Source organism: Blautia sp. MSJ-9 (assembly GCF_018919065.1).
GTDB lineage: Bacteria > Bacillota > Clostridia > Lachnospirales > Lachnospiraceae > Blautia_A.
The window spans coordinates 68,298-75,449 of record NZ_JAHLQG010000054.1; the positions used below are offsets into that span (position 1 = coordinate 68,298).

Genomic DNA, 7,152 nt, shown 5'->3' on the forward strand with positions numbered 1-7,152 from the left:
GGAGGGACTGCTCTGTGGAGTGGTCCTTTCGCGTATTTTGGAATTTCTTTTCGGGTGGTATAATGGAGAAAGAGGGACGCTCAGAAAAATATTTTATTTCATGTGCGGTTTCGGGGCCTAAGATATTCTAAGCTCTCAGAAATCTGCTAAGGGCATGAGCAGCCTTCTCAAACTCGCTCCGTTGCAAACTTCGCTCAGACAGTGATACAGTCTGCTCATAACGCAGATTTCTGAGAGCTAAGAATATCTAAGACCCCTGCAAATGCACATGAAATAAAATATTTTTCTGAGCTGGGTATTGGTTTCGCGAGTGGGTGAATGAGATGCGAAGCAGTTGTTGGATGTGAGCTAACAAATAGGTGAATGGAATTAATTATTGGGCAAGTGTGGGAGGTTTTTATATGGCTTGGGTGAAATTTGTTCGTGAGAATATTGAGATAGAGATGGAAGATGGGGCCTCGGTGTTGGAAGCGGAGATCAGGGCTGGACTGCGGCCAGATGCGCCTTGTGGTGGTCTGGGGAAATGTGGGAAGTGTCTGGTTAAGATTAATGGTGAAGTGGTTAAGGCGTGTCAGGTGCGGATCAGTGAAGGTGAGACTTGTGTAGTGGAGACATTGGACAGGGCTGGCAGTGAGAAGATTTTGACGGATGGATTTAACAGAGAAGTTGTGTTTGAACCGGGACTGCGGATGGTGCAGGTTGAGCTGGAGAAGGCGAGACCCGGGGAGAAGCGGTCGGACTGGCAGAGACTTCTGGATGAATTGGCGGAGATGGATAGTGATGTTGAGCCGGAGCGGATGGAAGTGGATCTGAAGCTGGCGGGAGAGTTGTATGGGATGCGCAGAGATTCTGATGACTGGTATGTGATCTACAGTGGACGACGGATTTTGGAAATGAGAAAGCAAGCTGGACGAAGATGCCTGGCGGCGTTTGATATTGGGACGACTACGATTGCGGGGTATTTGCTGGATAGTGAGGATGGCAGGATGCTGGCAGTGGAGAGTCGGATGAATCCGCAGGCACAGTATGGAGCGGATGTGATCATGAGAGCGAATTATGCGCTGGAGCATGGGACGGATGTGTTGAGTCGGTGTATTCGGGAAGCGGTTAATGAGATGCTGGGAGTTCTGGCCGGGGATGCCGGAATTTCCAGAGAGGATATTTTTCAGGTGTGTATTGTGGGAAATACCTGTATGCATCATCTGTTTCTGGGGATTTCCCCGGCTTCGCTGGTGCATGCGCCTTATACGCCTGCTGTAAGTGAGAGGCTGGTTCTGAATGCAGGGGATTATGGTCTGGATGTGCAGAGGAAAGCGGAGTTAATTATGCTGCCGGATATTGCGGGTTATGTGGGAGCGGATACCTGTGGATGTCTGTTGGCGCTGAGGCAGGATCAGAAAGACGAGATTTCGCTGATGATAGATATTGGAACGAATGGTGAGATGGTTCTGGGAAACAGGAATCGTCTGGTAACTTGTTCTACTGCGGCGGGACCTGCTTTTGAAGGTGCGAAGATTGAGTGTGGAATGCGTGGTGCAGCAGGTGCTGTGGATCATGTGAAGTATGAGGATGGGAAGTGGGATTATACGACTGTGGGAAATCAACCGGCGGTTGGTTTGTGTGGTTCGGGATTGATCGATCTGGTGGCAGGGCTTCTGGATGCAGGAATGTTGGATGAGAATGGAGCGTTGAGCAGTGGACAGGAGAAGCAGGGTGTGTTTATGCTGGTGCCGCTGGAGCAGGCAGGGAATGAGAGAGGCGTTTATCTGACGCAGAAAGATATCGGAGAGGTTCAGCTTGCGAAAGCTGCGATTGCGGCAGGGATTCAGATGCTTATGAAACGACTTGGGATTACAGAAGAGGAGATTTGTTCTGTATATATTGCAGGTGCTTTTGGCAACTATATGGATCCGGTCAGTGCAGGAAAGATTGGGCTGCTTCCAGCGGCGCTTGTGAAGAAAGTGGAGCCTGTGGGAAATGCTGCTGGTGAGGGCGCGAAGATTGCGCTTGTGAATGAGAGAGAAATGCTGGAGATGGATGAACTGGTAGGAAAGATTGATTTTGTGGAATTAGCGGCTTCGGGTGATTTTCAGGATTATTTTATTGATGAGCTGGGGTTTGAAGCAAATGAATAGGCCAGCGAAAATGTGGAATTCTTGAGATTTACTAGAGTATGTTTGAAAAAGGCTTTTTGCAAGATGTTATAGAAGTATGGTAGATTTCAGATTATGTGAGAGATTAGTAAGGGGGCTTAGATTATGGACATAAAGAAATTAGAGCAGATGGGAATAGAGCAGGGATTTTCGTATGTAGCACTGCTGGACTGTGATACGATTGAGCTAAAGCCGGAAGTGCGGCAGATGTGTGCAGCAGATACATGCCATAAATATGACAAGTGTTGGAGCTGCCCTCCGGGATGCGGTTCTCTTGAGGAATGTGAAGCAAAAGTACACCAGTATAAATATGGAATTATTGTCCAGACGGTTGGTGAGCTGGAAGACGCTTTGGATGGTGAGGGTATGATGGAAACAGAGGCCAGACATAAAGAGTATTTTGTAGAGTTTGAGAAGAAGCTGAGAGAACTTTATCCGGATATGCTGGCGATTGGTGCGGGATGTTGCACGAAGTGCAAAGTCTGTACTTATCCGGATGCACCATGCAGATTTCCGAAGCAGGCTTTTTCTTCTATGGAAGCTTATGGAATGCTGGTGACACAGGTTTGTCAGGCAAATGGACTGCAGTACTATTATGGGGACTGTACAATTGCCTATACAAGCTGTTATCTGTTGGAGTGAAAAGGTATGTCTCGGGTTTTTGGCATGAATATGCCAAAATCCCGAGACATACAAGCCAAAATTCCATTGCCGCAGGCAATCTGGAATGAATTTTGGCTACGTTACTGTGAACGGAGTGAACAGTAACGTAGAAAGTTCTGCAGATAAAAATGAAAGTGCTTTTACATTGTAAATGACGGCGTGCTATGATAGAATATATACTGAAAACGCAGTTATTGCAGTAATTGAATTGTGAGCGTGAATGGATAAAAAGATCCTTCGCCGTAAGGCGGGGGATTTTTTGTAGGAGAATGGTTAAGGGCGGGCTTGATATATGACAATACTTGAACAGTTACGAAAAGCAATTGAGGAGGGGCATCCGGGGGATACGGAGAAGCTAGTGAGAGAGGCATTGAAACAGCATATTTCTTCTGCAAAAATTGTGGAGGAGGCAATGACTCCTGCCATGAGGACAGTGGGCGAGAACTATAAGACAAACGGCGCGGATATTATTAAGATCCTGGCAGCGGCTCGAAGTGTGCGTAAGGGTTTTGAACTGCTTGAGGAACAGGATGCGCAGTTTAGCAGACGGAATATCGGGACTGTGATCCTTGGAACGGTGGAGGGAGATCTTCATGACGTTGGTAAGAATCTGGTTGCGATCATGTTCCGGAGTGCTGGATTTAAGGTGATCGATCTGGGTGTGGATATTTCAGAGAAGCAGTTTCTGCGTGCAGTGAAGCAGAATCCGGATGTGTCGATCGTGTGTATTTCTTCTCTTTTGAGCACTTCAATCCCAGAGATGGAGCAGGTGGTGAAGTCTTTGAAGCGAAGCAGCAGTAAGCATAAATTTAAGATCATGGTTGGCGGTGGTGCAGTGACTGAGCAGCTGGCTAAGAATATGGGAGCGGATGCCTATACGGAGAACTGTATTGAAGCTGTGGAAGTGGCGAAGACGTTTATTGTGTGAAAACCGTTTGTTTACTGAGAGTACTTGGGACAGCTGAAGATTTCAGTCAAATCTATAATGTATAAAGAGTCAAATGAATGGATGAAAAGCATAAAAGCATAAAAGCAGATTATCTCATGTTGACTGGCAGAATCAGCGTCGAGATTATGTAACAGGAGGACAGGAGACTTGCGGCTGTCATCAGTTTATTTATATGAGAAAATAAAAGAGAAATATGAAATTCAGGAAAAGGGAAATTTATCTGGTTCAGACGGATATCTGCGCCCTTTTTTGCGTTGTGGAATAAGTAAAGAGGGGAAAAAGTCAGAAGATGGATTTCGGACAGGACATGTATATGTGATTCAGGGATGTGATGCTGATGAGTGGGAGCCAGTAAGTTCGAAGGCGGAAGATATCTTCTGGATTTTCTGTAAACGAAAAGATGCTGACAGAGAAGAAGAGGAAGCGGTAGTTGGAAAAGGGGCTTATATTCAGGTAGCACTTGAGAGATTGGAAGAAATCGCAGAATTTATGAATGACATGCAGGAGATTTTTGATGCAGCTGATGAATGGGAACGAAAGATCCATGACCTGATGTTAGAGCATGCTGGAATGGACCGGCTCTTGCAGGTGACTTCAGAATTTCTGCAGAATCCGTTGACTGTAATGGGACTGGATTTTACTTTCGTGGCTGAAGCGGGAAATGAGTATCTGCCACATAGAGCGCGGCTGTACACAGATGATGGATTGAATATGGAGTATGTAAACGCGCTTTTGCAAAATGAAACTTACTGTGAGATGGCAGACACACATGAATATGTGATGTTTCCGGCTTATATCAGTGGATGCCGTTCCATGAACAGAAATCTGTTTGTGGATGAGAAAGCAACTCACAGGCTGGTTCTGACAGAGTGCAGGGTGGAGATTACGTCGAGAGTTATCTGTGTGTTAGATATTCTGGTAGAGAAATTAGAGTATCTGCTTGCACATGAAGCAGAGGAAGAAGATCCAGACAGGGATATGGAGCAGATTTTTGTTAGGATTCTGTCGGACAGGACTGCGGATTATATGCAGGTGAGCAGAGAGCTGAGTGAACTGGGATGGAGTGGGAATCATGAATATATGTGTTTGATTTTGCAGATTACGTATCTGAACCAGCAGAATCTTTCAACGAAGGCCATTTGCCGATATATCAAGAAGAAACTGCAGGATTCAGTAAGTTTTCTTTATCAGGATGAGATTGTGGCATTTTTTAATCTGACCAGACTGGGAATGGATCAGGAAGAAATTGCTGGTAAACTGATCTATTTTATTCGTGATACTTATCTGAAAGCTGGATACAGCAGAGTGATGGAGGGACATATGAATCTGCGCCGACAGTATGTGCAGGCGAAGACAGCTTTGGATGTAGGAAGTCGTAAGAAGCCTTATCTGTGGATCCATTATTTCAGTCAGGTGGCGTTAACATACATTCTGGAGCAGTCCACCAGGAGACTGCCGGGATCAATGATCTGTCATGAGGGACTGCTGGAACTGAAGAAGCATGATGAAGAAAATCAGACACAATATATGGAAACACTGAGGGTGTATCTGGAAGAACATCTGAGTGCGACTCAGGCAGCGAGAGAGCTGTTTATTCATAGAAGTACATTTCTCTACAGACTGGACAGAATTAAGGAATTTCTGCAGTCTGATCTGGATGATCCGGAGGAGATTTTTTATCTGGAATTGTCATTCAGGCTGTTAGAACAGGAAGAGGAGAAAGAATAGAAGAAAAAGATGAAACTGCAGGAATTAGCAGAATTGTTGGAATGCTATGAGAATAAGGATTACATATAAGGTATAGGTATAAACGGATACCGTTATTGAAAAATGGAATATCCCAGAGTATTGAGTTTCTGAGTATGGGTTGGTAAAATGTCTGGTAAGAGGCAGGTTCAGAATAAAATGTATCTGCAGTGAACCAGAGAAATAGTGCTACATGATGCATCAATTGTATTAATGTAGCAGATCAGACAGGAAAGGAAATGAGATACGATGGGATATTTTTATTTTGCGAGACATGGACAGACTGTATGGAATGTAGAGAATAAGATCTGCGGTGCGACAGATATTGAGCTTACCGAAAAAGGACATGAGCAGGCGAAGGAACTTGGTGAGGAGATTCTGAAGCAGGAGATTCATATTGATGAGATTCTTTATTCTCCGCTGGTACGTGCGGCTGATACTGCAAAGCATGTATCTGAGATCACAGGCATTCCGGCAAGAATGGAGCCAAGACTGAAAGAACAGAATTTTGGAAAATATGAGTCTACTCCGAGAAATGGGGAGGAGTTTAAGAAAGCGAAGGAGAGTTTCGCTAATACTTATGAAGGTGGAGAATCCATGCTTCATCTTTGCCAGAGAATTTATAATCTGATCGATGATATTAAGAAAGAGGCAGATGATAAGGTTTATCTACTGGTTGCGCATAATGGGATTTCGAGGGCAATCCAATCTTATTTTACAGATATGACAAATGAGGAATTTGCGAAGTTTGGGATTAAGAATTGCGAAATTCGGAAGTTTGAGTTTCCCAAAGAGGACGCTTAAGCCGCGTCCCCTCTGGACACCCCTTGGCTTTTTGGATCGATTATTTGAATGTTTTGAAATTATTTTTCTGGTAATTCAGAAGTACAGTGTGGACAGCGTGTTGCTTTAATATCGATTTCACTCATGCAGAATGGACATTTCTTAGTTGTCGGAGCGGCAGGCTCTTCTTTCTTAGCACCGAGGGAGGTGACTTTGTTTACTGCTTTGAGCAGGCAGAAGAGGATGAACGCCATGATGAGGAAGTTCACCACGGATGCGATAAATGAGGATGCAAATCCGGATACATCCTGAAGTGTGTATGTAGCTCCACCTGTGAGTACATTAAGAATTTATTTTTCTCTCGTCTTTTGGCAGCTTCTTTGTATACTGCTTCATCTGTTCGTGCTGAGATGATGATTATTTTCATAACATCATCTATATATTCCAGTTTATAAACCACTCGTATACTCAAATCTTGAAATTTTATTTTCAGGAGACAGAATGATAGCTGATGGTTGATTGTTCTTTAGTACGATTAATTCTTTTTCGGAACGTAAACGGTCAAATATTTTTGAAGCCTGGCCTTTATTGAATAACTGCGCGTCGCATTCTCGTTACTTTCAGTGATGAGTTAGACGCGCAAATTTTTTTACTAAACAACAGAACAAATGTTTACATAAACCAATACATATGGTATAATATTTATATGGAAAAAGATATATTTAATATAGATAAAAATAAACTTTCATATGGTAGGGGATATGTCTATTCCTTGCAGTATCATCTTGTCTGGTGTACAAAATACAGAAAAAAGGTTTTAAAAAACGGAATCGATACAGAATGCAAAGAAATGTTACA

General features: G+C 43.8%; 7 protein-coding genes and 1 pseudogene. 6 read left to right on the plus strand and 2 right to left on the minus strand.

What is annotated here, in order from left to right:
- Nucleotides 1–401 precede the first annotated feature (401 nt).
- The 5 genes from KQI87_RS15650 to KQI87_RS15670 all read left to right on the plus strand — a co-directional run bounded on the left by KQI87_RS15650 (nt 402) and on the right by KQI87_RS15670 (nt 6,315).
- Nucleotides 402–2,135 carry an ASKHA domain-containing protein gene (locus KQI87_RS15650; protein WP_216460908.1) on the plus strand — a complete coding sequence of 578 codons (1,734 nt, stop codon included), beginning with the start codon at nt 402–404 and terminating at the stop codon, nt 2,133–2,135.
- Nucleotides 2,136–2,258: 123 nt separating this feature from the next.
- Entirely contained in the window at nt 2,259–2,795 is a 537-nt protein-coding gene (locus KQI87_RS15655; RefSeq protein ID WP_216460909.1) for a DUF2284 domain-containing protein, read from the plus strand.
- A gap of 313 nt (nt 2,796–3,108) precedes the next feature.
- Complete coding sequence (locus tag KQI87_RS15660; protein ID WP_216460910.1) at nt 3,109–3,744, plus strand: cobalamin B12-binding domain-containing protein; 636 nt, start codon at nt 3,109–3,111, stop codon at nt 3,742–3,744.
- Between the two features lie 168 nt (nt 3,745–3,912).
- A complete protein-coding gene (locus tag KQI87_RS15665) occupies nt 3,913–5,493 on the plus strand; it encodes a PucR family transcriptional regulator (RefSeq protein WP_253292560.1) in 1,581 nt (526 codons plus the stop codon).
- Nucleotides 5,494–5,760: 267 nt separating this feature from the next.
- On the plus strand, nt 5,761–6,315 hold the full coding sequence (locus tag KQI87_RS15670) for a histidine phosphatase family protein (protein WP_216460911.1): 555 nt from the start codon (nt 5,761–5,763) through the stop codon (nt 6,313–6,315).
- 59 nt (nt 6,316–6,374) lie between these two features.
- Here the strand turns inward: KQI87_RS15670 and KQI87_RS17405 are convergent, their stop codons facing one another.
- A complete protein-coding gene (locus KQI87_RS17405) occupies nt 6,375–6,644 on the minus strand; it encodes an MscL family protein (RefSeq protein ID WP_216460919.1) in 270 nt (89 codons plus the stop codon).
- A 138-nt stretch (nt 6,645–6,782) separates the two neighbouring features.
- A pseudogene (locus KQI87_RS17630) lies at nt 6,783–6,887 on the minus strand (type II toxin-antitoxin system Phd/YefM family antitoxin); the annotation flags it as partial.
- Between the two features lie 113 nt (nt 6,888–7,000).
- Between KQI87_RS17630 and KQI87_RS17410 the strand changes: the two are divergent.
- Nucleotides 7,001–7,152: transposase (locus tag KQI87_RS17410; RefSeq protein ID WP_216458472.1), on the plus strand; the 152-nt coding region annotated here is incomplete at its 3' end.